The sequence below is a fragment of the Nocardia sp. NPDC051030 genome (assembly GCF_040683015.1).
GTDB lineage: Bacteria > Actinomycetota > Actinomycetes > Mycobacteriales > Mycobacteriaceae > Nocardia.
Map to the genome: position 1 here is coordinate 1 of NZ_JBFBCD010000018.1, position 26,882 is coordinate 26,882.

At 66.8% G+C, this 26,882-nt stretch carries 24 protein-coding genes and 2 pseudogenes; 9 read left to right on the plus strand and 17 right to left on the minus strand.

What is annotated here, in order from left to right; genetic code table 11:
• Positions 1–442: 442 nt before the first annotated feature.
• The 3 genes from tyrS to AB0N05_RS38480 form a co-directional block, all read right to left on the minus strand.
• Positions 443–1,729, minus strand: a complete 1,287-nt coding sequence (gene tyrS / locus AB0N05_RS38470; RefSeq protein WP_364704100.1) for a tyrosine--tRNA ligase — start codon at positions 1,727–1,729, stop codon at positions 443–445.
• Between the two features lie 222 nt (positions 1,730–1,951).
• The gene (locus tag AB0N05_RS38475; RefSeq protein WP_364704102.1) at positions 1,952–2,386 is read right to left on the minus strand and encodes a DoxX family protein; all 435 of its coding nucleotides are present in this window, start codon (positions 2,384–2,386) and stop codon (positions 1,952–1,954) included.
• 126 nt (positions 2,387–2,512) lie between these two features.
• On the minus strand, positions 2,513–3,184 hold the full coding sequence (locus AB0N05_RS38480) for an FCD domain-containing protein (protein ID WP_364704104.1): 672 nt from the start codon (positions 3,182–3,184) through the stop codon (positions 2,513–2,515).
• A 214-nt stretch (positions 3,185–3,398) separates the two neighbouring features.
• Here AB0N05_RS38480 and AB0N05_RS38485 point away from each other — a divergent pair.
• Positions 3,399–4,718: pseudogene (locus tag AB0N05_RS38485) on the plus strand (2-isopropylmalate synthase); the annotation flags it as partial.
• A 248-nt stretch (positions 4,719–4,966) separates the two neighbouring features.
• Here AB0N05_RS38485 and AB0N05_RS38490 read toward each other — a convergent pair.
• From AB0N05_RS38490 to AB0N05_RS38505, 4 genes and pseudogenes are all read right to left on the minus strand, one after another.
• Positions 4,967–5,383, minus strand: a pseudogene (locus AB0N05_RS38490) (Clp protease N-terminal domain-containing protein); the annotation flags it as partial.
• Positions 5,384–5,456: 73 nt separating this feature from the next.
• Positions 5,457–6,080 carry a DNA-3-methyladenine glycosylase gene (locus AB0N05_RS38495; RefSeq protein ID WP_364704107.1) on the minus strand — a complete coding sequence of 208 codons (624 nt, stop codon included), beginning with the start codon at positions 6,078–6,080 and terminating at the stop codon, positions 5,457–5,459.
• A gap of 54 nt (positions 6,081–6,134) precedes the next feature.
• On the minus strand, positions 6,135–7,076 hold the full coding sequence (locus AB0N05_RS38500) for an RNA polymerase sigma-70 factor (RefSeq protein ID WP_364704110.1): 942 nt from the start codon (positions 7,074–7,076) through the stop codon (positions 6,135–6,137).
• An 85-nt stretch (positions 7,077–7,161) separates the two neighbouring features.
• Positions 7,162–8,343 carry an FAD-dependent oxidoreductase gene (locus AB0N05_RS38505; protein WP_364704113.1) on the minus strand — a complete coding sequence of 394 codons (1,182 nt, stop codon included), beginning with the start codon at positions 8,341–8,343 and terminating at the stop codon, positions 7,162–7,164.
• Positions 8,344–8,523: 180 nt separating this feature from the next.
• Here AB0N05_RS38505 and AB0N05_RS38510 point away from each other — a divergent pair, with 180 nt between their 5' ends.
• Positions 8,524–9,243, plus strand: coding sequence for a DsbA family oxidoreductase (locus tag AB0N05_RS38510; protein ID WP_364704115.1), 720 nt, complete (start codon positions 8,524–8,526; stop codon positions 9,241–9,243).
• On the opposite strand, the gene AB0N05_RS38515 is transcribed toward AB0N05_RS38510, so the two are convergent.
• From AB0N05_RS38515 to AB0N05_RS38540, 6 genes are all read right to left on the minus strand, one after another.
• A complete protein-coding gene (locus tag AB0N05_RS38515) occupies positions 9,185–10,432 on the minus strand; it encodes a low temperature requirement protein A (RefSeq protein ID WP_364704118.1) in 1,248 nt (415 codons plus the stop codon). The two genes, AB0N05_RS38510 and AB0N05_RS38515, sit on opposite strands and share 59 nt — an antisense overlap.
• 147 nt (positions 10,433–10,579) lie before the next feature.
• Positions 10,580–11,002 carry a hypothetical protein gene (locus AB0N05_RS38520; RefSeq protein WP_364704120.1) on the minus strand — a complete coding sequence of 141 codons (423 nt, stop codon included), beginning with the start codon at positions 11,000–11,002 and terminating at the stop codon, positions 10,580–10,582.
• Positions 10,999–12,390, minus strand: a complete 1,392-nt coding sequence (locus AB0N05_RS38525) for a molybdopterin-dependent oxidoreductase (RefSeq protein WP_364704123.1) — start codon at positions 12,388–12,390, stop codon at positions 10,999–11,001. The genes AB0N05_RS38520 and AB0N05_RS38525 overlap by 4 nt, the downstream gene beginning before the upstream one ends.
• A gap of 68 nt (positions 12,391–12,458) precedes the next feature.
• Entirely contained in the window at positions 12,459–13,100 is a 642-nt protein-coding gene (locus AB0N05_RS38530; protein WP_364704125.1) for a class I SAM-dependent methyltransferase, read from the minus strand.
• Positions 13,101–13,383: 283 nt separating this feature from the next.
• Positions 13,384–14,193 (minus strand): DUF2064 domain-containing protein, encoded by an 810-nt coding sequence (locus AB0N05_RS38535; protein WP_364704127.1) that lies wholly within the window; start codon positions 14,191–14,193, stop codon positions 13,384–13,386.
• Complete coding sequence (locus AB0N05_RS38540) at positions 14,190–14,855, minus strand: glycosyltransferase family 2 protein (RefSeq protein WP_364704129.1); 666 nt, start codon at positions 14,853–14,855, stop codon at positions 14,190–14,192. The genes AB0N05_RS38535 and AB0N05_RS38540 overlap by 4 nt, the downstream gene beginning before the upstream one ends.
• Before the next feature lie 238 nt (positions 14,856–15,093).
• On the opposite strand from AB0N05_RS38540, the gene AB0N05_RS38545 reads away from it, so the two are divergent.
• The 3 genes from AB0N05_RS38545 to AB0N05_RS38555 are packed head-to-tail and all read left to right on the plus strand — an operon-like array spanning position 15,094 to position 18,255.
• Entirely contained in the window at positions 15,094–16,515 is a 1,422-nt protein-coding gene (locus AB0N05_RS38545; protein ID WP_364704191.1) for a hypothetical protein, read from the plus strand.
• A gap of 5 nt (positions 16,516–16,520) precedes the next feature.
• A complete protein-coding gene (locus AB0N05_RS38550) occupies positions 16,521–17,234 on the plus strand; it encodes a response regulator transcription factor (RefSeq protein WP_364704131.1) in 714 nt (237 codons plus the stop codon).
• Positions 17,224–18,255: a HAMP domain-containing sensor histidine kinase gene (locus tag AB0N05_RS38555; RefSeq protein WP_364704133.1), complete on the plus strand. Its 1,032-nt coding sequence runs from the start codon at positions 17,224–17,226 to the stop codon at positions 18,253–18,255. The genes AB0N05_RS38550 and AB0N05_RS38555 overlap by 11 nt, the downstream gene beginning before the upstream one ends.
• A 119-nt stretch (positions 18,256–18,374) precedes the next feature.
• Here AB0N05_RS38555 and AB0N05_RS38560 read toward each other — a convergent pair whose 3' ends face one another.
• Entirely contained in the window at positions 18,375–19,433 is a 1,059-nt protein-coding gene (locus tag AB0N05_RS38560) for an NAD-dependent epimerase/dehydratase family protein (RefSeq protein WP_364704135.1), read from the minus strand.
• A 351-nt stretch (positions 19,434–19,784) separates the two neighbouring features.
• Here AB0N05_RS38560 and AB0N05_RS38565 point away from each other — a divergent pair, with 351 nt between their 5' ends.
• The 4 genes from AB0N05_RS38565 to AB0N05_RS38580 all read left to right on the plus strand — a co-directional run bounded on the left by AB0N05_RS38565 (position 19,785) and on the right by AB0N05_RS38580 (position 23,464).
• Positions 19,785–21,179, plus strand: coding sequence for a multicopper oxidase domain-containing protein (locus AB0N05_RS38565; RefSeq protein WP_364704137.1), 1,395 nt, complete (start codon positions 19,785–19,787; stop codon positions 21,177–21,179).
• A gap of 130 nt (positions 21,180–21,309) precedes the next feature.
• Positions 21,310–22,074, plus strand: a complete 765-nt coding sequence (locus tag AB0N05_RS38570) for an ABC transporter ATP-binding protein (protein WP_364704140.1) — start codon at positions 21,310–21,312, stop codon at positions 22,072–22,074.
• Complete coding sequence (locus tag AB0N05_RS38575) at positions 22,071–22,859, plus strand: ABC transporter permease (protein ID WP_364704143.1); 789 nt, start codon at positions 22,071–22,073, stop codon at positions 22,857–22,859. The genes AB0N05_RS38570 and AB0N05_RS38575 overlap by 4 nt, the downstream gene beginning before the upstream one ends.
• Positions 22,856–23,464 (plus strand): TetR family transcriptional regulator, encoded by a 609-nt coding sequence (locus tag AB0N05_RS38580; protein ID WP_364704146.1) that lies wholly within the window; start codon positions 22,856–22,858, stop codon positions 23,462–23,464. Before AB0N05_RS38575 ends, AB0N05_RS38580 begins: the two co-directional genes overlap by 4 nt.
• A gap of 3 nt (positions 23,465–23,467) precedes the next feature.
• Here the strand turns inward: AB0N05_RS38580 and AB0N05_RS38585 are convergent, their stop codons facing one another.
• Genes AB0N05_RS38585 through AB0N05_RS38595 form a run of 3 tightly spaced genes read right to left on the minus strand, consistent with a single transcriptional unit; the run spans position 23,468 to position 26,695 of the window.
• Entirely contained in the window at positions 23,468–23,689 is a 222-nt protein-coding gene (locus tag AB0N05_RS38585) for a Trm112 family protein (protein WP_364704149.1), read from the minus strand.
• 10 nt (positions 23,690–23,699) lie between these two features.
• Positions 23,700–24,434 (minus strand): GtrA family protein, encoded by a 735-nt coding sequence (locus AB0N05_RS38590; protein WP_364704152.1) that lies wholly within the window; start codon positions 24,432–24,434, stop codon positions 23,700–23,702.
• Positions 24,431–26,695, minus strand: coding sequence for a hypothetical protein (locus tag AB0N05_RS38595; protein WP_364704154.1), 2,265 nt, complete (start codon positions 26,693–26,695; stop codon positions 24,431–24,433). The genes AB0N05_RS38590 and AB0N05_RS38595 overlap by 4 nt, the downstream gene beginning before the upstream one ends.
• Positions 26,696–26,882: the final 187 nt, after the last annotated feature.

The following is a 26,882-nucleotide window of genomic DNA, read 5'->3' on the forward strand; positions in this document are numbered from 1 at the left end:
TGTCCGACCTCCCACACGGGGGTGCAGAAGACCGGAACCAATTTAAATAATTGGCACTGACATTCATCGACACACTATTGAGTTCTCAAAGAACAGGCGCACACGTCTCCACCTGAAGTTGATCAGATGTCCAACGAGGCAACTTTTCCAGCCTAGCGGCTCGACTACACAGAGTCAAGGACCACTTTCTCTGGCCAGTTGTTCTGTCAGGCGCTCCTCGTCCAACCTCGTCTCTCGGTCCTGATTTCCAGCCTTTGAGCTGGGCTTTCGGCTCCGAGTCGGTGTCCGTGTCGCTCTGACCTGGACTAAGTTACGCGGCGGATAACGCTGGGTCAAATCCGCTGGTCACCGATCCGTCTGCGCTGGTCAGAGGGCCCGCGACCGGGGCGATTGCCGACCTGGGCCCCGATTTCGTGACCCAGGTCATGGCGATCTTGTTTACCTATTGACTTCCAGCACGGCGGACGCCGGCGAAGTTCTTCTTGCCGCGACGCAGGACCAGCCAGCGTCCGTGCAGGTAGTCGGCGTCCGAGGGGGTCCATTCCAGATCGGAGACCTTCTCGTTGTTCACCGCCGCGCCACCCTCATTGACAGCACGTCGAGCCGCACCGCGGCTATCGCACAAACCGGACGCCACCAGCAGATCCACAATGGTGGTCTTCTCGTCCGACTCCGCGACCTTGCCGTCGACCGCGGCCTCGGTGAGTGCGGCCGCCATCGTGGACTCGTCCAGATCGCGCAGTTCGCCGCGACCGAACAGGGCCTGGCTCGCCAATTGCACCGCGGCGGTATTGGCCTCGCCGTGCACCAGCGTCGTCATCTCCGCGGCCAGGCGACGCTGCGCCTCGCGGGCGTGCGGGCGCTCGGCCGTGGCCTGCTCGAGTTCGTCCAATTCCTCGCGGGAGAGGAAGGTGAACCAGCGCAGGTAGCGGACGACATCGGCATCGGCCGTATTCACGAAGTACTGGTACCAGGCGTACGGGCTGGTCATCTCCGGGTCGAGCCAGAGGCTGCCGCCACCGGTGGACTTGCCGAACTTCTTGCCGTCGGCCGAGGTCACCAGCGGGGTGGTGAGAGCGTGCACGTGCTCACCGTCGACACGGCGGTTGAGCTCCACACCGGCGATGATGTTGCCCCACTGATCCGAACCGCCGACCTGCAGTGTGCAGCCGTACTCGCGACGCAACTGCACGAAGTCGTTGGCCTGCAACAGCATGTAGCTGAACTCGGTGTAGGACATGCCGTCCGACTCCAGGCGGCGCTTTACCGTCTCGCGGGCGAGCATGACGTTCACCGAGAAGTGCTTGCCGATGTCGCGCAGGAACGAGACCGTGCTGAGCGGTCCGGTCCAGTCCATATTGTTTGCGACGACGGCCGCGTTCGGGCCGCCGTCGAGATCGACGAAACGCTCCAGCTGGGAGCGGATGCGTCCCGCCCAGTCGGCTGTGGTCTCTGTGGAGTTCATGGTGCGCTCACCGACATCGCGGGGGTCGCCGATGAGACCGGTTGCGCCACCGGCAAGCACGACCGGGCGATGTCCGGCCATCTGGAAACGCTTGAGCACCAGCAGGGGAACCAAGTGTCCGGCGTGCAGGCTGGGCGCGGTCGGGTCGAACCCGGAATACAGGGTGATCGGTCCCGCGTCCGCGGCCGCGCGCAACGCGTCCAGGTCGGTGGACTGCGCGATCAGTCCGCGCCAGGTCAGTTCGTCGATGATGTCGCCGCTCACGCCTATCCATCATTCCGCACGTAGGTAATGGCCCGACGGACAGGTCGGTTGCCCTCGGAAACAATGCCCCCGGGCGGGCGAAGTCCGGATAGACGAAAGCCGCCGCCGAACGAATCGGCGGCGGCTTCAGCGAGTTCGTCAGCCCCTCCACACGACTTTGTCCGCCACCGAGTGTGTTCGGTGGCGGACTCTCAGTCGAGCGGATTATTCATCTACCCGGTATCAGTGGCGGACCAGCTTGGTGAAGGTGGCGAAGCTGTCGCGGCGCTCCCAGGCGATCCAGGCGAACATGACGGCCAGGATCAGCGGGAAGGGAGCCAGGGCCGGGGCGCCGAGGAGGAAGACCTGGGTGGCGGCGGCCAGCACCGTGGTGATCGACAGGCCGGCGGCGGCCGGACCGGTCAGTCGCGGGACCAGCAGGCCGATGCCGCCGGAGACCTCCACGACGCCGGTGAAGTAGCGGAACCATTCACCCCAGCCGATCTGGCGGAAGGCCTCGACGGCGTCGTGCTGGCCGACCAGCTTCGGCAGGCCCGAGGCGATGATGAAGAAGAGACCGAACACGATCTGCAGGGTCCACAGGACGCGGTTGCGGGTCTTGCCGGGGGTGGTGGAGGTGGTGGTGAAGGCGGTCTGGGTGGCGGCGATGGCGGTCATGTCGAATTTCCTTCCGGGGCTTGTCTGTTCGTTGTCGAACTCGCTTGCCCGTTATGACGGGGCCCGTCCCGAGAACTCATCGCTCGGTGGAAGAAAATTTGAAATCGCTGGTGAGAGCAGGTGCGGCTAGGCGTCGAAGGCAGCCTTGAGCGCGGTGAGGTGGACTCGGCTCGCGGTCGCCGCGGCCTCGGGGTTGCGGGAGCGGATGGTGTCGCAGAGGACCTCATGCGCATCGTGGTCGGCGCGCTTACTGCTCATCGGATGGATGCGGAGCATGTCGATCATGGCGTGGCGTGAGCGCGGGACGAAGGCATTGAACATCTCGAGCAGGATGTCATTGTGAGCGGCGGCCACGACCGTGCGATGGAAGGCGGTATCGGCGTCGACCAGGGCCTCGACGGAATCTCCGGCTTCGGCGCGCGCGGAGAGGGCGCGCAGCATCGTGCGCAGATCCGCGGGGGTGCGGCGGCGGGCGGCCAGGGCGGCGGCCTCGGCCTCGATCGCGATGCGGGCCTCTATGACGGTGACTATGTCGGCGCGGCGCAGGACGGTGTCCCAGTCTTCGGCGACATCCAGGGCGGTGAGGAAAACGCCTGCGCCCTGGCGGCTTTCGAGCACGCCCTTGCCAGAGAGTTCGCGAATGGCCTCGCGCAGGGTGGAGCGGCCGACGCCGAGCTGGACGGCGAGGGTGGTTTCCCCCGGTAGCCGGTGGCCGAGTTCCCACTCCCCCGAGCGAATCCGGGTGAGCAGCACCTCGGCGGCCTGTGCGGCGAGCGGGTGCCTTTGGACCTGGGCCATAAAAGTTTGACCTCTCTACTTGTCTGAGGAGTTATTGCCCTCTAGTCTATGCCACATGGGACAGAGCGCGCTTCTCCTTCGCTGCCGCGGCGGGGTCTGAACGACCGGCACCCCGCTCGCGGGTTGCTGTGCTGCGCCGGTCACCTCCTTGACGCGAAAGCTCACAGCAACCATGTCTACTTCTTCCCACTGGAATCGCCAGCAGCCCTCCGTCATGCCGTCGCATCGGTATCGCGATGTGTATCAACGGGTTTCGGTGCCCCTGACCGAACGCAGCTGGCCTACGAATCGGATCACCACTGCCCCGCTGTGGGTGCCGGTGGATCTGCGCGACGGCAATCAGGCGCTGGCCGAGCCCATGGATCCGGAACGCAAGCGGCGCTTCTTCGAAATGCTGGTCGCCATGGGGTACAAGGAGATCGAGGTCGGGTATCCGAGCGCCTCGCAGGCCGACTTCGATTTCGTGCGGCTGATCGGCACGGCCGGGCTGGCACCCGAGGACGTCACCATTGTGGTGTTCACGCCCGCGCGCCGGGATTTGATCGAGCGGACCGTGGAATCGATTCGCGGCCTCACCAATGACGTTGTCATTCATATGTACACCGCCACCGCGCCGACCTGGCGGGGTGTGGTGCTGGGGGCCTCGCGTGAGCGGGTAACCGAGATGATCACCGGTGGCGGGCGCGACATTCTGGAGCTGGCGGGCGATCTGCCCAATGTGCGGTTCCAGTTCTCGCCCGAGGTGTTCATGCTGACCGAACCCGATTTCGTACTGGACCTGTGCGATCGGATGACCACGCTGTGGGATGCCACGCCGGAGCGGCCGGTCACACTGAATCTGCCTGCGACGGTGGAGGTTGCGACGCCGAATGTGTATGCCGATCAGATCGAGTACATGCATCGGAATCTGGCGCGGCGCGAGAGCGTGATCCTGTCGGTGCATCCGCACAATGATCGCGGGACGGGAATCGCCTGCGCGGAGCTGGCGGTACTGGCCGGGGCGCAGCGAGTGGAGGGGTGCGTATTCGGCAATGGGGAGCGCACCGGCAATGTCGATCTGGCGACCCTGGCGCTGAATCTGCATGCGCAGGGCGTGGATCCGATGGTCGACTTCTCCGATATCGACGCGGTGCGGCGGACCGTGGAGTACTGCACGCGGATCGCGGTGCACGAAAGGCATCCGTATGCGGGCGATCTGGTGTACACGGCGTTCTCCGGGACGCATCAGGACGCCATCAAGAAGGGGTTTGCCGAGCATCGGGAGCGGGCGGCGCGCCTGGGCGTCTCCGAGCGCGAAATCGCTTGGGATGTACCGTATCTGCCGATCGATCCGGCCGATGTGGGGCGCACCTACGATGCGGTGATCCGGGTGAATTCGCAGTCGGGCAAGGGCGGGATCGCGTATCTGCTGGAGGCGGAGTACGGGGTGCAGATGTCGCGCGATCAGCAGATCGACTTCGCGCGACATGTGCAGCGGCACACCGACCGGACCGGCAGCGAGATGTCGGCGCGGCAGTTGTGGGAGCTGTTCAATGAGGTGTACGGGCCGGTGAAGGTCGGCTGATCACGGGTGCGGGCGGTGCCTCACGCCGTGGCATCGCCCGCACCGGAAGCGGATTCGCCGCCGAGTCGCCGCTCCAGTTCGGTCACGCGGCGTTCCAGGTCGGCCACCCGGCTTTCGACGTCGTTCGGTGAGCCGTCCAGAACCGCTGCCACCGTGAGGGTTCCGGGGAGGATGGTCTCGGCCTCGGTGCCCGTCGTACCCGCCGGGGCGTCCTGGGCGAGCAGGTGCGCGCGGACCCGGGCGGTGTCCACACCCAGCTTGTACAGGACCTGGGCGGCTATTCCCTCGTTCTCCACGACCAGCGCGAGCAGTAGGTGTTCGGTATCGATTTCGGTGCGGCTCATCACTTTTGCCTCGTGCAGTGACAGCTCCAGCACGTGCTTGGCTCGCGGTGTGAACGGAATGTGGCCGGTGGGGTCGTCGGAGCCTTGGCCGATGATCTTCTCGACCGACTCGCGCACGGTATTCAGATCGACGCCCAGTTCGGTGAGCGCGCGGGCGCCCCGGCCTTCGCCCTGGCGGAGCAGGCCGAGCAGCAAGTGTTCGGTGCCAATGTAGTTGTGGTGCAGCCGCAACGCCTCTTCCTGGGACAGGACGACGACGCGGCGGGCGTTGTCGGAGAACCGTTCGAACATGAGAACCCCCTGGGTCGAGCAGGTCTCATCCACGGTAGCCCGCACACGGTGCTGATGTGCGGACTCGGCGCGCTCAGGCCGGGCGATCCAGGCGCGGCGCACGCGGGCTGCGCCGATACACGGAGACCGCGGGCGAATCCGGCAGCCACAGCCGCCACGGCCGTTCGGCGGCCAGGCTCACACCCACGCGCGGGCCGACGGCGATCGCGGACGGATCGGCAATCTCGGGTCCGAGCTCCAGGCGAATCGGCGATTCCTTGTCGAAGAGGCGAATTCCGTAGTCGCCCAGCGTGATTCCGAGCGCACTGCCGACATTGCCAGGCCCCTTGGCCAGATCGGCGTCGGTGCGCGCGGCCGGACGCCGCACCCGAACCTCTTCCTCACCTTCGATGATTTCCCCGGCCCGAATGAGCACCGCACTGGCGATTCCATCCGGCCCGCTGGTGACATTCACACAGGTGTGCATGCCATAGCTGAGATAGACGTACAACACCCCGGGCGGCCCGAACATGACCGCATTCCTAGCGGTCCGCCCCCGGCCGGAATGCGCGGCCGGATCGGGCCAGGGCCCGGCCGGATCGCCGCCATACGCCTCGACCTCGACAATCCGCATGGCCACATCCCCGGACCACAGCGTCGCGCCGAGCAGACGGCGAGCGGCGGCAGTCGGTTCCACGACGAGGTCTTCGACATCCACGACGTCCCATTGTCCAGCAATGCCGTCCCACTCACACGGCTGGGACGACCGCTGTCATGCGGTGGCCTCACCGGTCGGGTTGAGGCCGCGGACCTTGTCCGGGTTGACCTGGAAGCGAATGTTTTCCAGGTGTCCGTCACGGACGTCGTAGGTGAAGGCGCCGACTCGATAGCCACCGACCACGGTGACGATGCCGAGTTCGCCGTTGATGAGGGCGGATTCGAGGGTGATGCCTGCTTGGACCCAGATCGGTTTGGCCATGACGCCGAGCATCCAGCGGGCGACGTGGTCGGGGCCGTGCAAGGGGCGGCGGGCGGCGGTTACCTTGCCGCCGCCGTCGTTCCAGAGGGTGACGTCGGGGGCCAGGAGCTCCATGAGGGCATTGAGGTCGCCGCCGTGGCAGGCGGCCATGAACTTCTCGGTGATCTCGGAGCGGGCTTCGGTGTCGGTGTCGAAGCGGGGGCGGCGGGACTGCACGTGGGAGCGGGCGCGGTGCGCGATCTGGCGGATCGTGGGTTCGGGGCGGTCCAGGAAGCCGGCGATCTCGGCATGTGAGTAGCCGAAGACCTCGCGCAGCACGAAGACGGCGCGCTCGACGGGGGTGAGGGTTTCGAGGACGACCAGCATGGCGGTCGACACGGTGTCGGCCATTTCGGTCTCCTCGGCGGCGTTCGGTGCGGTGAGCAAGGGTTCGGGAAGCCAAGGGCCGACATAGGTTTCGCGGGTGGCCCGGGCCGAGGTGAGGCGATTGAGGGACAGGTTGGTGACGGTGCGGACCAGGTAGGACTTGGGGTACTCGACCGTGGTGTGGTCGACGGCGTGCCATTTGAGCCAGGCGTCTTGCAGGATGTCCTCGGCGTCGGCGACGCTGCCGAGCATTTGATACGCGGTGCCGAACAGCAGCCTGCGATGTTCGACGAACGGGTCGAGCTTCGAATCCTCCGGCCGGGCGTTCGGCTCGGTGGTCTTCGAGGGTTCGCGAATCTGGTCCTGCATGAGACTCATACCTACCGGGTCTGGCGTATCGATTCCACCGAAGCACCGGGATACCTGCCCGATATCCCGGCTACCGGTGGCCGCATCAGGCGGTCTTGCGGGTGGCGCGACCACCGCTGGACAGCTGTGTCGGCGTGTTCACGTGCTTGCTCAGTTTGAAGGACGGCACGGGGCTATTGCTGACCGTCTGCTTGTAGAAGACGGCCGCCTTGCCGACGAGGTACCAGCGCTTCGGAGTGTCGTCGGCGTTGGTGAACTGGATGACCGCGTCCTTGCGGCCCAAGCTGACCGGTTGGTGGAAGTAGCCGATCCGGAACGGCTTCACCGTCTTACCGCGCAGCAGCCGGGTGAGGGTGGCGGCTGTGTAGGCGGCGGTGGGCATACCGGTCTGGCAGGTGCCGTGCAGCTGACCCCAGGGCATGCGGACCGCGGCGGCGTCGCCGATGGCGTGGATCTCCGGGTGCGAGACCGAGCGCAGGGTGGGGTCGGTGACGATCAGACCCTTTGCGTCCGTGGCGATTCCGGCCTGTGCGGCGAGCGGGGAGACCTTGACGCCGGTGGTCCACATGGTCAAATCCGAGGCGACGAGTTCACCGGATTCGAGGCATACCGCGCCGGGCAGGACCTTGGTCACCTTCACGCCGACCATGCGGACGACGCCGAGCCGATCCAGGGCCTTGTTCAGGTAGGCGCGGGCCTTGTCTCCCATCATCGCGCCGGGCCGGCCCGCGCTGATCAGGGTCACGGTCAGGTCCGGGTGCGCTTCGGCGATCTCGGTGGCGGCTTCGATGCCGGTGAGGCCGCCGCCGCAGACGGTGACGGTGCCGCCCTTCGCGGCCAGCTTGGTCAGCTCGGTCGAGAACTTGTGGGCCAGACGGGGATCGTTGAGGGTCCAGGCATGGTCATCGACGCCGGGGACGAGACCGGTGTCGGTCGCGGAGCCGAGGGCGTAAACCAGGTTGTCGTAATGCAGGGTCGCGCCGTCGTCGAGGGTGACCGTGCGGTTTGCGGCATCGATGGCGGTGGCGGCGGCCCGGTGGAAGACCACGCCGGTGCCTTCGAGGAGGTCGGCGATGCGGTGATCGGCCAGTTCATGTCCGGCGGCGATCTGATGCATGCGCAGCCGCTCGGTGAAGCGGGCCGACGGGTTCACCAGGGTGATCCGCACATCCAGCTTGCGGGTGCGATGGGCGAGCGAGACGGTGGCCAGCATGCCGGTGTAGCCCGCGCCGAGGACAACGATTTCGTGGGTGACGGTGGTGTTCATCGCGTGCTCCTGAAGGCTCGTTCGTGGGGGTCGAGCATGGGACAGGACAGCCCCGCCGAACGTGACAACCCGACCTCGTGACCTGGGTCACCGTGGAATCTTCGAGGCCGGTTCGCGGTTGAAACAGCCGGTAGTCAGGCCTCGGGCCTGCGTAAACATCCCTTCGTCGAATGAGGTGTCATGACCGTCGAGGTCGAAATCTGGACCGATATCAACTGCCCCTTCTGCTATTTGGGCAAGGCGCGGTTCGAGGAGGCCCTCGAAGGATTCCCGCATCGGGACGGCGTTCGGGTCGTGCATAAGTCGTTCGAGCTGGATCCGACGCTGCCGCATGGGCACAGCGATGCCGTGGTGCCGCATATCGCGGAGAAGTATGGGATCAGCGAGGCGCAGGCGGCCGCGAATGAGCGCGGGATCGGGGCGCAGGCCGAGGCGATGGGGTTGGAGTATCGGACCGAGGGGCGGGATTTCGGCAGCAGCTTCGATATGCACCGGCTGCTGCACTGGGCGCTGGAGCTCGGCAAGCAGGAGACCTTGCTGGATGCGTTGTATGCGGCCAACTTCGCGGAGGATGCGCCATTGTTCGGTGATACCGAGCGACTGGTTCAGGTCGCGGTGAATGCCGGATTCGATGAGGCGAGTGTGCGTGCGGTGCTCGCGGATTCGACTGCGTACGCCGATGCGGTGCGTGCCGATGAGGCCGAGGCGGCTCGGCTCGGGGCGCGGGGTGTGCCGTTCTTCGTGCTGGATCGTAAGTACGGGGTGTCGGGCGCGCAGCCTGCCGAGGTGTTCGCACAGGCCTTGGAGCAGGCGTGGAGTGACCACGCGCCCGAGCTCGAGGTCATCGGCGGCGCGGACGCCTGCGGTCCCGACGGGTGCGCGTTGCCCGCGCGGGACTGAGCTTGTGACCGGCGATGGTCGCCCGGTCCAAATCGATGTATTGGCTGTGGTCGCCCGCGCGGAGACCGATGATGTCGTCCACGATGACGAGGCCGTAGCCGACCACGACCAGCACGACCATCTGGCCCCACGCCACCCAATAGATTCCGATCGGCGTGGTGGCCAGTACCGCGGCGGCGGCCGCGAGGCGCATCCACGGGCGCGGCAGATGCAACACCCAGCGGAATGCGGTCTGCCCCAGGAAGAACAAGGCGACGCCGCCGGAAAGCGCCAGGGCCGCGGCCTTGCTCGCCGGTTGATTGCCGTGCGCGATGATCATCGAAATACCGGCGGCGGTCAGGATGATGCCGACCAGTACGAGATAGAGCGAGTAACCGTAGGCGAGGACCGCGGGACGGGCCCGCGCCACGCCCGACAGCGCCGTCAGCGCATGCTCGCCGCGCTCGTCATCGAGACCGAAGTAGGCCCACCACAAGACATAGGCGAGGGTCAGGCCGACCGCGACGGTAGCGATCAACCCGACGGTGATCTCCTCCCCCGCCAGGCCCGCGCCGATCGCGACGATGGATTCACCTACCGCGACGATCACGACCAAGCCGTGCCGTTCACAGAAGTGACTGGCGCGCACCACGAAACCGCCCGGCTCGGTCAAGTACGGCGTGACCACCTGCACGGCCAGCGCCAGCGACCAGAGCAGGTAACGCGGCCAGCCGTGGATGATGCCACCGGCAAGCACGAGGCCCGCCGACACGGCATTGAGTGGAGCCATCTGCATGACCGCCGACCGCACCGACGCGCCGCCGGACACTGCGAACAGGGCGCTGTGCACCGTATTCACCAGCACATAGCCGAGGCCGAAGGCGAGCCCGGAGCCGGTGAAGGCATCCGGAATCGACAGGGCCAGAACGAAGAATCCGAACATGCCGATGAGCAGGAAGGTGCGGCGCTGCGAACTGTTCGGCGCGACTTCATTGGTGAGGTACACGTAGCCGCTGTACATCCACCAGATGACGCCGAACATGATCGCGATCTGACCGACCGCCGTCCAGCCCGGGTGATGGGTGAAGGCGTGGGTCAACTGGGTGATGGTGAAGACGAAGACGAGGTCGAAGAACAGTTCCAGGGTGGAGGCGCGTAGCTGGCCACCCTCGGCCGCGTCTTCGGCGGTACTCGGAGAAGTGCTGGTCACGGGCAGATCGTAAAGGCATCGGGGCGTTGATGCCGGTTCGACTCGGCCGGGTTAGCGGTATTCGGGGTTCTCGAAATGGAGTAGCCGATGTGCTGAAGGCTGTACAGGTGCAATTGATGAACAATGCGCGCAGGTCGGCGAAATCAGTCATAGCTCTTTACCCTTCAACTCCGATCGCGTCCTGCGGTGCGATTCGGCCGTGTAGAGGGCGACGAGGGCCCAGATTGTGACCAGGGCTGCGATGAGTCCTAGGCCGTAGGGGCGGTCCAGGATTGTCGGATTGCCGGGGATGCTGCGGTCGAAAACCGGTATGGCCAGCAGTAAGAGGGTGACGGTGGCTACCGCGCCGCAGGCCAGTGGGGCCCACCAGCGTGCGGGAAGCAGGCGGTGCGCGGTGAAGCCCAGCAGCGCGCACACGGGGGCGAAAACCGCGTCGTGCAGGAGGATTCCGCCTATGAACCAGACGGCCGTGGACTTCAGATCGGTCGAGTTCTGGTGCAGCAGTTGGGTGATGCCGTAGTAGGCCAGCCAGATGCCGGATGCGGCGAGGAGCAGACGGACCGCGGTCATGACAGCACCTCGATTGTCGACAGCCATTTGGTTTGCAGGACGCCCGGGCGGTTGGGGGCGATCAGGCGGCAGGGGTAGCCGTGGTCCAGGTTCAGGTCTTCGCCATTGAGGCGGAGGGCTATCAGGGTGTCGGCGGCGCGGGCGTGCTCGTGCGGGAGGACCGAGGTGTGGTAGAGGCCGCCGCCTTCGAGGGAGGTGAATCGCACATCGCCGCTGGGGTATTCACCGACCGCCGCGAGCAGGTCGCGCAGGCGTACTCCCGACCAGTGTGCTGCGGCGCTCCAGCCTTCGACACAGGCGATCGGAAGGTCCGCGGAAGTCTGTGGGAGGGCTTCGAGTTCGGCTCGGGTGAAGACCCGTTTCCGGTCGCCGACGGTGACCGCGAGCGCGTAATCGGCGGCCAGCGCCTTGTCTCCGACACCGGCGTCGTGCGCGGTGCGATTGACCGGAACACCTTGCGGCCCTTCTCCACTGCGTGGGGCGAGCACCGATACCCAGCGCAAGAACGGAACCGTCTGCCCGGCAACCGCCAGCCCCGCGACGACGGCGGCGAACCCGGCCACACCGAGCACCGCGCGACGCGACACTCCGTTCGCGGCGGCGGGTTCGTCAGCGGCCTTCGATCGAATCAGAGGATGGGACAACGCTTCTCGCACCACGGGGAGTTTCACGGCCAAGTGCACCGCGAGCGCACCGGCCGCGACATAGGCCATGGCGTAGTGAGTGGTGGTGAAGAAGAACTTCCACGGATAGTTCTGCGCGGTATTGAACAGCCCGGTCACCAACTGGAAGATCACCGAACCCACCAGCACCGCAATCGATCCCCGCTCCAGCAGTTGCACCGGATTACGAAGATTCGGCCGCGCGAACAACCGCGGAAACACCGACCACAGCTTCACCAGCAACAGCGGAATGGCGATCACACCCGAAATCACATGCGCGCCTTGCGTGAACCGATACAGCCACACCGGATGCGCGGGCCACCAGAACCACGTCGGCGGATGCTGAATCCAATGGCTGATGAGCCCGGTAACGAAGCACACCGTGATCGCAATACCCAATACGATCCCAACCCGCGCCGCCACCGCCGGTCCCCGCGCGGGCGATATCCGCCGCGCCAGCACATCCGGCAGAATCAGGGCGCGGTCGTCGCCACCTCCCGGCAGCTTGCCATCGGACTCGACCATCGCGCCATCGCCGGAAACCGAGTTATCGGGGCCGGAATCCGCTCCGGCAAGGTCGATGGCAGTTCCAGCGGAGTCGGACGCCGCTGCGGCAGCGCCGGAGGCCAGATCGCCAGTGGCAGAGGCCAGTTCGGAAGGCACGGCAGAGGAGCCCGGGCCCGCGTCCGTACGGTCGGCGGCTGCTCCGGCTTGGTCTGCGGCCACTCCCCCGGTGTGGGGCGCTGAAGCCTCTCGGGGTTCCGCGGGGTTGTTCATTTCGTTGGCCTTCTTGGTCATTGGCGTGCCAGCCACGCGATGGGGCGGCCGGAGACGGTCGCGGTGGTCAGGACGCGCAGGCCCGTGGCTGTGGCGAGGGTGTCGGCGCGTTCGATGCCCACGCGCGCCCAGGGGAACCATTCGCCGATGCCGGAGGGGCATTCCAGGCGGATTCGCTCGACGGCCAGACCTGTTCCGAGGCGGGCGAATTCGACTATGGCGATGCCATTGGGGGCTAGCAGTTCTCGGGTGCGGCGCAGGACTCGGGCCGGATCGCCGCCGATGCCGAGATTGCCGTCGGCCAGGATGGCGTAGGGCCAGCGGCCGGTGCCGGGGAGGGGATCGAACAGGTCGCGCCGTAGGGCGGGTGCGCCGCGCCGACGGGTCATGGCCACCGCCATGGGAGAGATATCCACGCCGAGCGCGGACACCCCGCGCCGCACCAGCAGCGCCGCCAATCGTCCCGGGCCGCAGCCGAGATCCACGGTCGGACCGTCGCAGCAGCAGGTCAGCGCCACATCCACGCGATGCTCCGCCGCCGCCGCACAACCGCCGCCGAGCCATCGACGGGTCCGCAACCGATGCCGCTTCCCATCCAGCCCGCGCACCCAGCAGTCCTCGCCGACCAGCGCCCGATCATAGACATCCAGGTCGGTCATCGCCGCGGCTCCTCGAGCGGCCACCCTGACGTTCCCCTCTCCATTCCGGCGCGTCCGATGCGACGCTCCGGACCGATTCGGTCGACGCCCATCGCAACACCTTGGTTTGGGCGCCCTGGATTCCGGCGAGAGCGCTGGCGAAGTGGCCGGTCCGAAGTTCCCCTCGCTGTACCGGCGGGCCCCTGGCCGGAATCCAGTCGACTGTTATGGATCTCGGTCACAAGCACATCGAGATGATGGGCGGCGCGTCCGGCGCAGCGCTCCGGACCGATTCGGGCGGCGCTCATAGCAGCACCTTGGTTTGTGCGGCCTGAATTCCGGCGAGGGCGGTGGCGAAGCGGCCGGTGGATTGGGAGGCGACAGTGAGGGCGTCGGCGTAGGTGTCGACGTCCGTGAGGATGGGCAGGCGCTGGGGGCGGTAACCGCAGCGGCACAGCATGTCTCGGGTCAGCTCGCCGGTGTGAGAGGTGGACATGGGGACTTCGGTGAGGAGGCGGGCGGGGCGCGGGTCGGGCAGGCCCAGTGCCCACCAGCCGCCGTCGGCCGCGGGGCCGAGTACGGCTTCGCCGGTGTTCAGAAGGCGGGAGGCGGACATGGCCAGCAGGCTCGGGCCGAGTTGTGGAGTGTCCATGCCGATTTGGAGGACCGGCAGGCCGGGCCGGAAAGCGTCGGCGTGGGCGTTGGCCAGCCGCTCGGCGAAGCCGTCGCCGCGTTGCCGGAAGATGGTGAAATCGGCTAGAGCCGCTGCGATTTCATCCGCCTCCTCGGCATCGGCGAGATCGCCGGTCCAGGCCACCATGCGGTGCTGGACAGCGGTGGCGCGGACGGCGTCCAGCGTGTCGAGCAGGGCCGCCGCGGCCAGTCGGGCGGCCTCGCGAGGCGAGAACGGTGGCGTGAGACGGGTTTTGGCAAAGCCTGCGATCGGAGCCTTGGCGACTACGAGCAGAGTGACGGGCAGGCCCCGGCGAGCCACCGGCGCATCAGCGAGGTTGCGGCGAGCGGACTGGGTGGCGGGCAGGTCCGGACGCGCGACGGGCGCTTGCGGATGGATGCACGAGGTGGGCTGGGCCGCGGGGAGGTCGGGGCTCATCATCGGACGCTCCAGAAATCCTTTGCGGCGCGGAGGGTTCCGCGGAGGGAGCCGGAGACCTTGGAGACGCCGTGGGTGCGGGGACGGTAGGTGATATCGCGTTCGACCAGGTGCCAGCCTGCGGAGGCGGCGGCTACCAGGAGGGCGAGGGGGTATCCCGAGCGGGGGTGGAGAGGGCCGAGGGCCAGGAGGCGGTCGCGGTGGGCTACTCGCATGGCGGCTATGTCGTGGACGGGGAGGTGGTAGCGGCGGCGCAGGCGGGCCGCCACCAGGAGGTTGCCGAGGCGGGCGTGCCAGGGCCAGGTGCGGGCGTCGACGGGGCGGCGGCGGCCTACGACCATGTCCACGTCGGGGGTGAGTTCGGCTACCAGGGAAGGGAGTTCGCGGGGATCCATGGAGCCGTCGCCGTCCAGGACGGCGACTATGGGGGTGTGGGCGGCGCGGATGCCGGTGTGGACGGCGCTGCCGTAGCCGGGGGTGGGTTCGGGGATGACGGTGGCGCCGCCGGATCTGGCCACGGCGGCGGTGGAATCGGTGGATGCGTTGTCCACCACGATCACTCGATATCCCGCAGGGATAGCGGACAGTAAGCCGGGAAGTGCGCCGGCTTCGTCTCGGCACGGGATCACCACGGTGACGCCCGATTCCTGGTTCGATTCGGTCACGCTATGACCGTAGGACCGAAGGGCCCGGATCGGGGTCAAGACGGCGGTGACGAAAGTATGACGGGACCTGTACGGACGACCGTATCGGCGGGTCGGGGCGGTGTGGCGGCCTAGGGTGTTATTCGTGCGGAACGCTCCGGTCACTCTCCGATCCCCGAGTCTCACGCGCCGCGCCGAGGTCTACTGCGCGGCGAGTGCGGGCTTGCTGGTCGTCGCCGCTTTCGCGCTGCCGCGAATCATGGGCAAACCGTGGCGGGACCGGCTGTACGCGGGGGCCGCGCCGATCTTCGGGAACTGGTTGCCGCACACGAGTTGGGGTACGGGGGCGGCCCTCGTTATTGCGCTGGCGGTGATCGGCTACGGGCCGATCGCGGCGCGGCGACTGCCTTGGCGGCGACTGCTGGTCGTCTCCTGGCTCACCGCGATGGCCTGGGCCTTCGCGCTGGCCATGGTCGACGGATGGCAGCGCGGTTTCGCCGGGCGGCTCACCACTCGCGACGAATACCTGCACGAGGTCGGCGGAGTTCACGATATCGGCGCGATGCTGCGCGGATTCTCCGGGCACATCCTGGATTTCCAGCCCGACTCCTGGACCACGCACGTCTCGGGACATCCGCCGGGCGCGTTGCTGGTGTTCGTGCTGCTGGATCGCATCGGTCTCAGTGGCGGAACCTGGGCCGGGTTGCTGTGCTTGCTGGTCGGATCCAGCATGGCGGCGGCCGTGCCGGTGACCCTTCGAGCGCTGGGCTCGGAGGAAAGAGCCCGCGCCGCAATGCCTTTCCTCGTGCTCGCACCGGCGGCGATCTGGATCGCGGTGTCTGCGGATGCACTGTTCGCAGGGGTGACCGCGTGGGCGGTGGCGCTGCTGGCCATCGCGACTCGTCAACGCGGCGGATGGGTTGCCGTCGCGCTGGCATCCGGCCTGCTGTTCGGCTTCGGCCTGTTCCTCAGCTACGGCCTGATCTTGATGGCGATTCCGGCAATGGCCATCCTGGTCGCTCGCAGTTTCCGCCCCGCCGTACCCGTCGCGATCGGCGTACTGCTGGTCGTTGTGGCCTTCGCCGCCGCCGGATTCTGGTGGCTGGACGGCTATCACCTGGTGGTGCAACGGTATTACCAGGGCATCGCGAGCGAGCGGCCCTACTCCTATTGGGTTTGGGGGAACCTCGCCGCAACGATCTGCGTCATCGGCCTGGCTTCGGCGGCTGCGATGCACAGGGTGATCTCCGGCTTGCATATCGCCGCGCTGTGGGCCCGGAGGGATCGTTCGAGGGCTACGAGTGTCCCCGCCGCGCGTGCGTATTCACGCGGAGCATCGCTGATCGCGCAGCGGGAGACATCCATCGCGCGAGCGAGCAATGCCGTTCCGGCACAACGGCTGGTCGGCGTGCTATCGCCGAAGCGGGTGCGCGAAGCTCTGAATGCCTGGCGGGCTGTGGTCGATCCGGCCGCGTTGCTGGCCGTGGCCGGGATTCTTACCGTGTTGGCTGCCGATCTGAGCGGGTTGAGCAAAGCCGAGACGGAGCGGATCTGGTTGCCGTTCGATGTGTGGATTCTGGCCGGGACGGCGCTGCTGCCTCGGCGGGATGTGCGGGTTTGGCTGGCGGTGCAGGCGGCGGGAACACTGCTGATTTCCCATCTCATACTGACGAATTGGTGAGTGATATGCGCATTTTGGTGGCCGATGACGATCCGGTGGTTCGCGAGGTGGTGCGGCGGTATCTGGAGCGGGATGGGATGACCGTGGTGGAGACCGCGGACGGGCCGTCGAGCGCGGAGGTGCTGGCGCGCAATGAGATCGATCTGGCGATTCTGGATGTGATGATGCCCGCGCCGGATGGGATCGAGTTGTGCCGGGCGGTGCGGTCGGGGCCGCATCCGGAGATTCCGATCATTCTGCTGACCGCGCTCGGTGAGGAGGATGATCGGGTGCTCGGATTGCAGTCGGGGGCAGACGATTACGTGACCAAGCCGTTCAGTCCGCGTGAGCTGGCGCTGCGCGTGGCCTCGGTGCTGCGGCGGGCCAAGCCCGCGCCCAGCGCGGAGGAAGTGCTCGGCAGCGGGCCGGTGGAATTGCATCGGGCGGCGCGGACGGTGCAGGTCGGGGGCATACCGGTCGATCTGACGGCGCGGGAATTCGATTTGCTCGCCTTCCTGCTCGCGAATCAGCAACGCGTGTTCAGCCGCACCGAACTGCTGGCGGAGGTGTGGGGGTGGAGTTTCGGGGATCTGTCGACGGTGACCGTGCATATCAAGCGGCTGCGGGCCAAGCTGGGCGCGGCCCACCGCGTCGACACGGTGTGGGGACGCGGATATGCCTGGGGGCGTGCGGATTCCGTGGATGGGGTCGCGGAGGAGGAGGCGGGCGATGCCCACTGATATGTCCGGGCTGATCGGCTACGCATTGGCCGGATCACTGCCGGTGGTGGCAATCGGCGCATTGCTGTTGCGCTACACGCGAAATCGCGCCATGACCACGAGTATGGCTGTGCTGGTGCTGATTCCGACACTCGCCACCCTGAGTGGTGTCGTCGCGGTGAGCGGGCTCATGTTCACCGATGCGTTCGAGCGCACCGCGGTGGTGCTGGGCGTGGTGACCGCCGTGACCGTGCCCGCCGCCATTCTGCTCGGCCGGGCGCAGGCCCGAGCCACGGTGTGGGAGCGCGAAATGCTGGAACAGGAGCGCGCCGCCGAACGCTCCCGGCGCGAGCTGGTGGCCTGGGTGAGCCATGACCTGCGCACCCCGCTCGCTGGGATTCGTGCCATGGCCGAGGCCCTGTCCGATGGGGTGGTCGAACAGCCCGCCGATGTGGCCCGCTACGCGGATCAGATCGGTCGGGAGACGAATCGGCTCTCCACCATGGTCGACGACCTGTTCGAAATGTCGAAGATCAACTCGGGTGCCTTGCGGCTCACCTTGGAACCGGTGGACCTGCGCGAGCTCATCGACGAGGTCCTCGCCGCCAATGAACCCACCGCCCAGCGCGCCCGAATCACCCTCGCCGCCGAGCAACCCGACAAACGCATAGTCGTCTCCGGCAGCGACCGCGCCCTGAGCCGGGTCCTCACCAACCTTGTCGCCAATGCCATCGCCCATACCCCGCCCGGCGGCCGCATAGACATCTCCGCCGGAACCAACAATGGCCAAGCCTGGACCCGCGTCGACGACACCGGCCCCGGCATCTCCGAATCCGATCTCCCCCGCATCTTCGAGGTCGCCTACCGAGGCACTTCCGCCCGCTCCCCCGGTGCGGACGGGCTGGGCAGCTCCAGTGGCATGGGCCTCGCGATCGCGGCCGGTCTCGTCGAAGCCCACCACGGCGATATCACGGCCGAAAACCGCGACCAGGGTGCCCGATTCGAAGTCCGCCTCCCACTCCTCACTCCCGACCACCACTGACTTCACCCAGTCGCCAGTCCTCACTGACCCGATCACGTGAGTTGGAGCCACACACTTGGGTACAGTTCGCGAGAGCGCCTGGCCCACTGCGGGTTCGGCCACGGCGGCGGGGCGTCGGGTCAACGCCAGGTTGGTGCGCCGGAGGCGGTGGCGGGGCGCAAGGGGGCTGTCGCGAAGTCGGTGAGGCCCTCAATGGGCGTGATTGCGGCTGTGAAGCCTAGGGTTTCGCGGGCTCGGGCGGGGCTCGCGACTATGTGGCGGACATCGCCGGAGCGGTAGTCGCCCGTCGTCACGGGAGGCTTGCCGCCATTGGCGGTGGCGAGGATGGTCGCCACCTCGGCAATCGTGATCGGGTGGCCCGAGGCGACATTGAGGGGGATGAAGGTTTCGACGGGATTCTCCAGGGCGAGGACATTGGCGACGGCTATGTCTCGGACGTGAATGAAGTCTCGGGCTTGTCGGCCGTCTTCGAAGACTCGAGGGGAATCGCCTGTCTCGAGCTGGCTGCGGAAGACGGCCGCGACGCCGGAATAGGGTGTGTCCCTGGGCATTTCGGGGCCATAGACATTGTGGTAGCGCAGGGCGGTCACCGTGGAGCTAGTGGCTGTGGCCCAGGCCGCGGCGTAATGCTCTTGGGCGAGTTTGCTTGCGGCGTAGAGGCTGCGGGGGTTGAGGCGGGCATCCTCGTCTATGGGTGACCACATCAGGGGTTCACCGGAGGCGGACCGGTGATCGAAGCGGCCCTCATCCAGGTCTGTGCGGCGGCGGGGCGCGGGGACGACGGGGGTGCCCTGCGGGTCGAGGTAGCGGCCTTCGCCGTAGACGACCATCGAGGAGGCCAGGACCAGGTGGCGGCATTTCGCGCGATCCATGGCGGCGAGCAGGACGGCGGTGCCGAGGTCATTGTGGCTCGCGTAGGCGGGGGCATCCTGGGCGCTGACACCCGCGCCGACGACCGCGGCCTGGTGGCAGACGGCGTCCACGCCGTGCAGATAGCGGTCCAGAGTGTCGGGGTCGCGCACGTCGACTCGCGCTACGCCACTGGGCGGGACGGCCGCCGGGCCGTGGGCGGCGGCGAGCATGAAGTCGAGAGCGATCACCTCGTGACCCGCATCCAGCAGTGCGCTGTGGATGTGTGAACCGATGAATCCGGCCGCGCCGGTCAGCAGTACTCGCATAGTGCGATTGTCGTCGCGGAAACGATGCGAGGCGGCCTGATCAGCGGTCGATGCCGGGTTTGTCAGTGTTTCGTCATGATCGCTGTCCGGTAGCGGTTGTCAGCGCGGCGGCGACTTGGCTCGGGTCGAGTCGGGGGCAAGGTCGGGGTTGGGTGGGTGGAAGATGGGGGCGCTTCCGGATGTGCCGGGTGACCTGGGTTTCCTACCGTTTGCGGCATGGCGGTTGTGCGACGGTCGCGGTTGCGGCGAGTTCTTCTGATTCTCACGGGGTTTGTGGCAGTGGTGGCGCTTGCGGTGGGTGGTGCGACGGTGTGGTTGTACTCGACGGCGGATGTATCCACGGTTGGGACAATGGCTTTCGATCAAGAGTTGAGCATTCCGCCACTGGCGCAATCACGGGTCGAGGCGGATGGGACTCGGGTATTCGATCTCGATATGCGTTCGGGGCAGCGGGAATTCGAGAAGGGGAAGGTGACCGACACCTGGGGGTTCAATGGGGACTATCTGGGGCCGACCCTGCGGGCCAGCCGGGGCGAGAAGGTCCGGATGCAGGTGCACAACGGGCTCGATGAGGCTTCGACGGTGCATTGGCATGGGATGCATGTGCCCGCCGCGATGGATGGCGGGCCACATCAGATGGTCGAGGCGGGGGCTACCTGGACACCGGATTGGACCGTGGATCAACCGGCCGCGACGCTCTGGTATCACCCGCATCCGCATGGAGCCACCGAATCTCACGTGCGCAAGGGGCTGGCAGGGATGTTCTTGCTCGATGACAATGCCTCATCCGCGTTGCCGTTGCCGCATACCTACGGCGTGGATGATCTGCCGCTGATCGTGCAGGATCTGAAGTTCTCCGGGAACCAATTCGGCACCGGGCGTGCGATGTTCGCGGATGTCGGGTTCCTCGGGGATCGGACCATGGTGAATGGCACGCTCGCGCCGTATCGCACCGTGGGCGATGAGCTGGTGCGGCTGCGGTTGCTCAATGCCTCGACGGCGCGGATCTACAACTTCGAATTCTCCGACGATCGGGCGTTCGCTCTGATCGGCACCGATGGCGGGCTGCTGGAACGACCGGCGGACATGAAGCATGTGCAGTTGTCGCCGGGCGAGCGGGCCGAGATCGTGGTGCGGATGCAGCCGGGTGAGCGGGTGGTGCTGCGCAGCGATCGGGTGGATGCCGGGCTGGATTTCTGGGGACAGCGGTTCAATGGCGGCGACGACACCTTCGACCTGCTCGAGCTGCGGGCCGCCGATACCCTGCGGCCGTCGCCGCGACTGCCGGGCGCGCTGGTCGCGCAGCAGACGGCGAAGGCTGCGGATTCGGTGCGGGAGCGCAGTTTCGAGCTGGATTTCGGGAAGATCAATGATCAGGCCATGGCCATGGATCGCATCGACGCCACGGTGGAGCGCGGCAGCACCGAGACCTGGACGGTGCACAACGATGACGGCATGCCGCACAACTTCCATGTCCACGATGTGCAGTTCGCGGTGCTGGAGGTGAATGGGGAGAAGCCGGGCGCGGCATTGAGTGGCCCGAAGGACACCGTATTCCTCGCGCCGGACGACACCGTGAAGTTGGTGATGCGCTTCGACGGCCCGGCCGATCCGAATACGCCGTACATGTTCCACTGCCATCTGCTCTGGCATGAGGACCAGGGGATGATGGGGCAATTCGTGGTTGTCGAGCCGGGTGGACAGGCGGGTAAGCCGAGCAGTCCGTCGCATCATTCCGGGCACTGACCTGGCGATTTCCGAGACCCCGGCGGCGTGTTCATGCGACACGCATGCCGGGGTCTTGTGCTTTTCCGGCCGTCGGGTGCAGAATTCATCACGTAGTGAATTCAACACTCGATGAATTGAGGGTGACCCCATGACGGCACCGAGTTCCTCCCCGCCCCCGGGAGCCGCGGCTCACGGCGCGGCCCCCGCCATCGCGATCGAACACCTGGAGGTGCGGCGCGGTGGACAGCAAGTCCTGCAAGACATTTCGCTCGCCGTGCCCCGGGGCAGCATTACCGGGCTGCTCGGCCCCTCGGGCTGCGGTAAGACCACGCTCATGCGCAGCATTGTGGGCACGCAGATCATCGAGAAGGGCTCGGTTCAGGTGCTCGGCGACGAGGCCGGATCGCCCGCGCTGCGGCGGCGGGTCGGATATGTGACGCAGGCACCGAGCATCTACGACGATCTCACCGTCACCGACAATGTCGCGTATTTCGGTGCGCTGTATGGCTGTTCGACCGATGAGGTCGAGATCGCGATCAATGCGGTGGGTCTCGGTGCGCGGGCCGGGAATCGGGGCAATCAGCTTTCCGGCGGGCAGCGGACCCGGGCCTCACTGGCGTGCGCGCTGGTGGCCGATCCGGAGCTGCTGGTGCTGGACGAGCCCACCGTGGGCCTGGATCCGGTGCTGCGCGCCGATCTGTGGGAGCAGTTCCATGCGCTGGCGCGACAGGGCCGCACGCTGCTGGTCTCCAGTCACGTCATGGATGAGGCCGAGCATTGCGATCGGCTGCTGCTCATGCGCGAGGGGCGGCTGCTGGCTCAGCTCAGTCCCGACGAATTGCGTTCCAGTACCGGCGAATCCAGCTTGGAGCACGCCTTTCTCGCACTCATCCGTAAGGGAGAAGAGCTGTGACCGCGACACTTTCGCGCCCGGCCGGACCGAAGCCGTTGCGCTGCTATGCCGCCACCACCGTGCGCATTCTCAAGCAGTTGCGCGCCGACCGCCGCACCGTGGCCATGATTCTGCTGGTGCCCGCGCTGCTCATGACGCTGCTGTATTTCGTGTACAAGAACTATCCGACCATGCCGGGCGCGCCTCGACTGTTCGACCGGGTCGGGATCACCATGCTGGGCATCCTGCCGTTCGTGGTCATGTTCCTGATCACCGCGATCGCCATGCAGCGCGAACGGGTTTCGGGGACCTTGGAGCGATTGATGACCACGCCGCTGTCCAAGCTCGACCTGCTGGCCGGGTACGGCACCGCCTTCTCGGTCGCGGCGATGGGTCAGGCCGTCATCGCCTGCCTGGTGGCGTTCTGGTTGCTGGATCTGTCCGCCGCCGGGAGCCCGTTACTGGTCATTCTGATCGCCGTGGTCGACGCCGTGCTTGGTGTGGCACTCGGGCTGCTGGCAAGTGCGTTCGCGCGCACCGAGTTTCAGGCCGTGCAGTTCATGCCGGTGATCGTGCTGCCGCAGTTCTTCCTGTGCGGGCTGCTGGTGCCGCGCGGGCAGTTGCCGGGCTGGCTGGAGGCGATCAGTAATGTGCTGCCGCTCAGTTATGCGGTGGACGCGCTGCAACAGGTGTCGACGCACACCGGGGTGACCGGGCAGATGTGGCGGGATCTGGCGATCGTGGCAGGATTCGCTGCCGTGGCATTGATTCTCGGGGCGGCGACCCTACGCCGGCGGACGGCGTGACGGCGACCAACGGCAATCGCAGCGGGCGCAGGCCCGGGCGATCCGGCACCCGGGAGGCGATTCTCGACGCCGCCCGGGTGCGGTTCGGCGAGGTCGGGTTCGACAAGGCCTCGATCCGGTCCATCGCCACCGCGGCCAGCGTGGATCCCGCGCTGGTACACCACTATTTCGGCACCAAGCAGGAATTGTTCACCGCCGCACTGGAATTCCCGATCGACCCGCAAGTGGTGCTCACGCAGATCGCCGACGCGCCGCTCGATCAGCTCGGCGAGACCATTGTCCGAGCAGTGCTCACCGTGTGGGACACCCCCATCGGCGTGCAGGCGGTCGCCGCTTTCCGCACGCTCATCGCGAGCGGAGATCCGGCGCTGGTGCGCGCCTTCATGCTCGAGATCGTGCTGAAAGATGTTCGCGCCCGCGTGGATTCGCCGCCGGGCTCGGGCACGAAGCGGTCGGTGCTGGCGGCCTCGCAACTAGCCGGACTACTCGTCACCCGCAAGATCCTGCAGATCGAGCCGATCGCGTCCACCCCGATCGAGGAGCTGGTGGCCACCGTAGGCCCCACCCTCCAGCGCTACCTCACCGGCGACCTTCCCGGCGCTTGACGTTCAGCCCTGGGCGATGAAGGACGTGTGTTCTTCGTCCGAGACGTCGCGAGCCTCGTCCACGAGCAGCACCGGGATGCCGCCGTCGATCGGGTACGCGCGGTGCAGGCGTGGGTTGTAGAGCAGGCTGCTGCCATTGTCGTCGCGGACCAGCAGTAGCGGGCCCTTGTCCTGCGGGCAGGCGAGCAGGCTCAGCAGGGTGGCGTCCAGGATTTCCTCCGACATGATCGACAACCTACCGGGCCGTGGTCTCGGGCTGGGAATCGTGGGGGGATCGGCGGAACGAGATGTGCCGGTGGCCGAAGAAACTGCCGATCGCGACCAGGCCCATGACGACCACGGCGGCCGGTTTTGCGGGGGCGTGCAGGACCGAGACGGCGAATTGCAGCAGCACCATGTTCAGCACCATGCCGACCGAGTTGACGCCGACGAACGCCAGGAAATCGCGCAGCACGCGCCCACGCACGCGGAAAACCAGCGTGCGATGCAGTACGAAGGCGACCACCATGCCGACGGCATAGGCCAGCGCCACCGACAGCGCCGCCGCCACATTCTTCGACACCACGCCGTTCAGCACGGTCAGCCAGGCGATGGTCAGCACCATGCCCATCAATGTGTTGAACCCGCCCACTAGCGCAAAGGCGATCTCCTGCCGCTGCACCAGCTTCAGTAGCGGTCCCGCGGGCGCGGCATCCGCCGCTTCCGGCCCAGTGGACCCCGCCTCCCGTGCTCGGCCCGCAGGGATATGCCCCGGACCGCTGACGGAGACGTCCGGCGTATCACCCTTGGAGACGTCCGGCGTATCACCCTTGGAGACGTCCGGCGTATCACCCTTGGAGACGTCCGGCGCTTCACCCTCGGGGACATGCGGCGCTGCGGCCTCGGCTCCATCCGTGGGCGCGGTGACAGTGCCGCTTCCCTTCGGCAGCGCGGCTGTCTCCGATTCTGCGAGCGAGCGTTCGGCGGTCACGAAACCGAGTCCACCAGTTCGCGATCGGGCTGCGGGGTGGTCGGTTCGAAAGGGTCGGCGTCCTCGCCGCGGCGGCGGCCGCGCAGGTACAGCCACTCCAGGATGCCCAGGCCGACGAGTCCGGCTCCGGCGCTGGCCGCGCCGATCTTCCAGCCCGGCGGACGCCAGGTGACCTCGAGTTCGGCATTGTTCGTGCCCGCCGGGATATCGACGGCGACAAAGACTTTCGCGACCGTCTTGAACGGGATGCTCTTGCCGTTCAGGGTGACGCGGTAGCCGGGCCAGCCGAGCCGGGCGAACACGACGCGCCCGCCGGTCGCCGACGAAACCTGCACGCGGCTGGACATATCCGATTCCGAGAGCGACTTGGCGGACACATTGCTCGCGTCGGCGATGCGCCCATTGGCCGCCGAGATCAGCCCACCGTCGCGTTCCAGTGCCCAGATGTACTTCTCGTGCCCGGGCACGTCGACGAAATGCCAGCCATCGGGCGCGGGCTGATTACCGGCGTCGGGGAACATGGCGCGCTGCAACACGACTCGGTCGATCAGCATGAGATCGGCGAGCGGGCGGCCGGTGGTCGGCTCCGGGAGGAACAGATTGCGGTACGCCTCGGGGCAGGTGCTGCCATCCCATCGCATGCACAGCATTTCACCGAAGTAGAAGTGCCCGTTCGGCGTATAGCCGTTGACGTAGTTCTTCTCCAGATCCTTGGCGTAGTTGCCCCACACCAGCGACCCGTACGCGCCGTTCAGGCTCTTGTCGCCGGGCTGCAAGAGTCCGCGATCGCCGAGCTGAATGGTGGTGCCGGTGTTGAACTTCGGGAACGCGTCCTTGGCCTCTTCACGATTGGCGGGCAGGTTCCACGACATCGGCGTGGGCTGCGCGCGCCACACCTGGAAGTAGGCGATCGGGAACATGGCGACAATGGTCAGCGCGACGCCCGCCCACAGCCCGCGGGCGCGCACCAACCACACCGCGCCCGCGCCGATGGCGGCGACCACGATCGCGGACAGCACATGCCAGAGCACATTGTGCGGATCGGCGGAGAAGGTGCGCACGAACAGCAGCACGATCAGCACGCCCGCGGCGATCCCGCGATTACGCCAATCCCGCACCGTGCCGAAGCGGCCCAGCAGCACGCACACCAGCACCAGCAGCCCCAGCGCCAGCATGGGCAGCACGCGGGCGGGCCAGCGCAGCGGTCCGACGGTGCCCGGCCCGGCCGTCCACATGAGCGCCATCATGGCGAACAGGGCGATCGAGACGAGTTCCTTCCAGTGCTGCCGCGCCTTCGCCCAGTCGACGAACGCGAGCACCGGAATCAGGAACCAGGCGATGTAGACCATGGGCAGCGGCTGCACATAGCCCCACCACGAATTGAAGGCGGGCAGCGTGCTCGGCAGGCTGGCATTCAGCGATTCCGACCACGGCACGGTCAGGAACTGGTCGTTATTGATCTGCGAGGTGCCGCGCCAGCTCACCTTGGCCGACAGCATGCTCGGCAGGAAGGTGATCAGCCCGGCCAGGCCCGCGCACACCGCGACGGCGGCCAGCTTGGTCAGCGGCGCGAGGGCAGCCTTGCGGCGGTACACCAGCTCGCCGACGCCGAGGGCGATCAGCATGAGCACCGCTTCGACCGCCGGGAACACGTACTGCACCGAGATCGCCAGGTAGAGGTACACGAAGACCGGAATCGGCCCACTCTGCCCGCGTGCGTAACGCACCGAGGACGCCCACGCGTGGATCATCCACGCCGTGCCCGTCATGGCGGTGAACCAGCTGGCCGAATCGAAGAACAGGAAGAAGCCCGTGAACGGGAATGCCACACCGGCCGCGGCGGCCCACTCCGGGCGCGCGCTGTAGGCCAGGCACACCCGGTACACGCCGAGCCCGGCGATGATGGCGAAGATCAGTTTGACGATGGTGGCGTACACGGCCAGGTTCGGCACCGAGGGCGCGATCAGGTCGATCAGCAGCTGCGGCGGGTTGAAAAAGCCCGCCTCCTCATTGGTGTAGTTGCCCGACATCCACTGATCCGGCCGCAGCAACGGGAACTCCCCGTCGCGGAACGCGCGGCCGAAAAACACCCACAGGCCCGAATATTGGGATTCGGTGTCATCGGTATAGAAGTGGCGGGCGTTCGCCAGGATTACGGCGATATAGCCGAGCGTCACACCGATCGCGGTGACGAACCCCCAGCGGTATACCTCGCGCTTCGCCGAGCGCTCCTGCGGCTCGGAATCGGTGGGCTCCGCCACCTTCGAAATTGCACTTTCCACCACGAGTTCCAGACCCTACAGGGCGTCGCACGCGATGGCATCGACCCGCTAGTTGCGTGATTGCGGGGCGCAGGAATGATGGTGGAGTGATGAGCTGCTGCGCCGAAGGCCGCGACCTGCACCATGTTAGAGTTCAGCGCGGCTCGGGCTCCGGTTTTTGGCGAGG

What these genes read in the sequence shown, in the direction of transcription:
- AB0N05_RS38475 (WP_364704102.1), bottom strand. Translation starts at nt 2,386, where the DNA reads ATGACCGCCATCGCCGCCACCCAGACCGCCTTCACCACCACCTCCACC.
- AB0N05_RS38480 (WP_364704104.1), bottom strand. Translation starts at nt 3,184, where the DNA reads ATGGCCCAGGTCCAAAGGCACCCGCTCGCCGCACAGGCCGCCGAGGTG.
- AB0N05_RS38500 (WP_364704110.1), bottom strand. Translation starts at nt 7,076, where the DNA reads ATGCAGGACCAGATTCGCGAACCCTCGAAGACCACCGAGCCGAACGCC.
- AB0N05_RS38505 (WP_364704113.1), bottom strand. Translation starts at nt 8,343, where the DNA reads ATGAACACCACCGTCACCCACGAAATCGTTGTCCTCGGCGCGGGCTAC.
- AB0N05_RS38510 (WP_364704115.1), top strand. Translation starts at nt 8,524, where the DNA reads ATGACCGTCGAGGTCGAAATCTGGACCGATATCAACTGCCCCTTCTGC.
- AB0N05_RS38520 (WP_364704120.1), bottom strand. Translation starts at nt 11,002, where the DNA reads ATGACCGCGGTCCGTCTGCTCCTCGCCGCATCCGGCATCTGGCTGGCC.
- AB0N05_RS38530 (WP_364704125.1), bottom strand. Translation starts at nt 13,100, where the DNA reads ATGACCGACCTGGATGTCTATGATCGGGCGCTGGTCGGCGAGGACTGC.
- AB0N05_RS38535 (WP_364704127.1), bottom strand. Translation starts at nt 14,193, where the DNA reads ATGATGAGCCCCGACCTCCCCGCGGCCCAGCCCACCTCGTGCATCCAT.
- AB0N05_RS38545 (WP_364704191.1), top strand. Translation starts at nt 15,094, where the DNA reads ATGGGCAAACCGTGGCGGGACCGGCTGTACGCGGGGGCCGCGCCGATC.
- AB0N05_RS38550 (WP_364704131.1), top strand. Translation starts at nt 16,521, where the DNA reads ATGCGCATTTTGGTGGCCGATGACGATCCGGTGGTTCGCGAGGTGGTG.
- AB0N05_RS38555 (WP_364704133.1), top strand. Translation starts at nt 17,224, where the DNA reads ATGCCCACTGATATGTCCGGGCTGATCGGCTACGCATTGGCCGGATCA.
- AB0N05_RS38560 (WP_364704135.1), bottom strand. Translation starts at nt 19,433, where the DNA reads ATGCGAGTACTGCTGACCGGCGCGGCCGGATTCATCGGTTCACACATC.
- AB0N05_RS38565 (WP_364704137.1), top strand. Translation starts at nt 19,785, where the DNA reads ATGGCTTTCGATCAAGAGTTGAGCATTCCGCCACTGGCGCAATCACGG.
- AB0N05_RS38570 (WP_364704140.1), top strand. Translation starts at nt 21,310, where the DNA reads ATGACGGCACCGAGTTCCTCCCCGCCCCCGGGAGCCGCGGCTCACGGC.
- AB0N05_RS38585 (WP_364704149.1), bottom strand. Translation starts at nt 23,689, where the DNA reads ATGTCGGAGGAAATCCTGGACGCCACCCTGCTGAGCCTGCTCGCCTGC.